The sequence below is a fragment of the Achromobacter sp. genome, from assembly GCF_036567245.1.
In the GTDB taxonomy this organism is placed as follows: domain Bacteria; phylum Pseudomonadota; class Gammaproteobacteria; order Burkholderiales; family Burkholderiaceae_B; genus Achromobacter.
Genome location: NZ_DATCUY010000079.1, coordinates 1 through 2,281 on the forward strand (window position 1 = coordinate 1; position 2,281 = coordinate 2,281).

3 protein-coding genes are annotated in these 2,281 nt (G+C 69.2%); 2 read left to right on the plus strand and 1 reads right to left on the minus strand.

Annotation, left to right across the window (positions count from 1 at the left end; translation table 11 throughout):
• Together VIR09_RS03210 and hemL are read left to right on the plus strand one after the other, a co-directional pair.
• On the plus strand, window positions 1–454 hold a 454-nt coding region (locus VIR09_RS03210; protein WP_332011562.1), incomplete at its 5' end, for a thiamine phosphate synthase.
• Window positions 455–459: 5 nt separating this feature from the next.
• The gene (hemL, locus tag VIR09_RS03215) at window positions 460–1,737 is read left to right on the plus strand and encodes a glutamate-1-semialdehyde 2,1-aminomutase (RefSeq protein ID WP_332011563.1); all 1,278 of its coding nucleotides are present in this window, start codon (window positions 460–462) and stop codon (window positions 1,735–1,737) included.
• A 34-nt stretch (window positions 1,738–1,771) separates the two neighbouring features.
• Here the strand turns inward: hemL and VIR09_RS03220 are convergent.
• The coding region (locus VIR09_RS03220; RefSeq protein ID WP_332011564.1) for a lytic transglycosylase domain-containing protein at window positions 1,772–2,281 on the minus strand (510 nt) is incomplete at its 5' end.

Below are 2,281 nucleotides of genomic sequence, written 5' to 3' on the forward strand. Positions count from 1 at the left end.
TGACGACTGGCGCCTGGCGCTGGAGGTGGGCGCCGACGGCGCGCACGTGGGCCGCGAGGACGAAAGCCTGGCGCGCATCCGCGCCGAGGCCGGCCCCGACCTGATCCTGGGCGGTTCCAGCTATGACGACCTGGAGCGCGCGCAGGAACTGCTGGCCGCGGGCGCGGACTACATCGCCTTCGGCGCCATGTACCCCTCCACCGTCAAGCCCGACACCGTGCGCGCGCCGCTCTCGGTCCTGACCGAAGCGCGCCGCCTGACCGACAATTGCGACGCTCCGCGTCCCGCGGTGGTCGCCATTGGCGGCATCACGCCCGACAATGCGCCGCTGGTGGCGCAGGCCGGCGCCGACGCCATCGCCGTCATCACTGCGCTTTTCGAGGCGCCCAGCATCCGCGCCGCCGCGGCCGCATGCTCCGCGCCCTACTCCGCCAACCCCAACCGCAAGCCTTGAACGCCATGTCCAGTAACGCTCAGCTTTTCGAACGCGCCTGCCGCAGCATCCCCGGCGGCGTCAATTCGCCCGTGCGCGCCTTCCGCTCCGTGGGCGGCACGCCGCGCTTCATCAAGCGCGCGCAGGGCCCGTACGTGTGGGACGCGGAAGATAAGCAGTACATCGATTACGTCGGCTCCTGGGGCCCCGCGATCCTCGGCCACTCGCATCCTGAAGTGGTGCGTGCAGTGCAGGAAGCTGCCGTCAACGGCCTGTCCTTCGGCGCCCCGACCGAAGCGGAAATCGAACTGGCCGAAGTGCTGATCTCGCGCCTGCCCTCGCTGGAACAGGTGCGCCTGGTCAGCTCGGGCACGGAAGCGACCATGACGGCCATCCGCCTGGCCCGCGGCGCCACCGGGCGCGCCAAGATCGTGAAATTCGAAGGCTGCTACCACGGCCATTCGGACAGCCTGCTGGTCAAGGCCGGCTCGGGCCTGCTGACCTTCGGCAACCCCAGCTCGGCCGGCGTGCCGCCTGAATTCGTGTCGCACACGCTGACCCTGGAATACAACAACCTGGACGCCGTGCGCGAAGCCTTCGCCCAGCACGGCGCCGACATCGCCTGCATCATCGTCGAGCCGGTCGCCGGCAACATGAACCTGATCAAGCCGGCCCCGGGCTTCCTGGAAGGCCTGCGCGAAGTCTGCACGCAGCACGGCGCGCTGCTTATCTTCGACGAAGTGATGACCGGTTTCCGCGTGGGTCCGCAAGGCGTGCAAGGCCTGACCGGGGTCCAGCCCGACATCACCACGCTGGCCAAGGTGATCGGCGGCGGCATGCCGGTGGGCGCCTTCGGCGGCAGCGCCGAAATCATGAAGAACATCGCGCCGCTGGGCGGCGTCTACCAGGCCGGCACGCTGTCGGGCAACCCGGTGGCCGTGGCCGCGGGCCTGGCCACGATGCGCCTGATCGCCGCTCCCGGCTTCTACGACAAGCTGACCGCCCAGACCGCCAAGCTGGCCCAGGGTCTGCAGGAACGCGCCCGCGCCGCCGGCCTGGCTTTCTCGGCGGACTCGGTGGGCGGCATGTTCGGCATCTACTTCAGCGACCAGGTGCCGACTTCGTTCGCCGAGGTCTCGGCCTGCGACACGGCGGCGTTCAATCGCTTCTTCCACGCCATGCTGGACCACGGCGTGCACTTCGCGCCGTCCGCCTTCGAAGCGGGTTTCGTTTCGGCCACGCACGACGACGCGGTGATCAAATCCACACTGGATATCGCCGAAAAGGTCTTCGCGTCGATGTAAACGACATGAGGGGGCCGGCTCGCGGCCGCTCCCCTCAGGGCGCCTTGTAGTGCTCGTACAGGGCGGTCACATCCCGGACGTATGCCTGGGTTTCCGCATAGGGCGGCACGGCGTCGTACTTGCGCACCGCCCCTTCCCCCGCGTTATAGGCCGCCAGCGCCAGATCCAGCCTGCCCGGGTACTGGTCGATCAGGCGACGCAAATGACGCGAACCCGCGTTCACATTGGTCGCGGGGTCCACCAGGGCGGTCTCCACATCCGCCACCGACAACAGCGGCGCCGCCGTGGCTGGCATCAGTTGCATCAGGCCCAACGCCCCCTTGGGCGAGCGCGCATCGCTGCGGAAGCCCGATTCAATCGCAATCACTGCCGTCAGCAGGGCCTGGTCCACGCCCGACTCCCGCGCCGCCCGCGCAATCAGCCCGTCATGCGCCTGCGGCACCTTGAGGTCGCCCCAGCGCTGCGCGCGCGTGGCCGAGGCCAGCGTCACCAGGCGCGCGCCGTCGCCGGACTTGGGCTCGCAGTCCAGACAGACCTTCATGCC

Coding starts and splice junctions, on each gene's coding strand:
- hemL (WP_332011563.1), top strand. CDS start 460: ATGTCCAGTAACGCTCAGCTTTTCGAACGCGCCTGCCGCAGCATCCCC.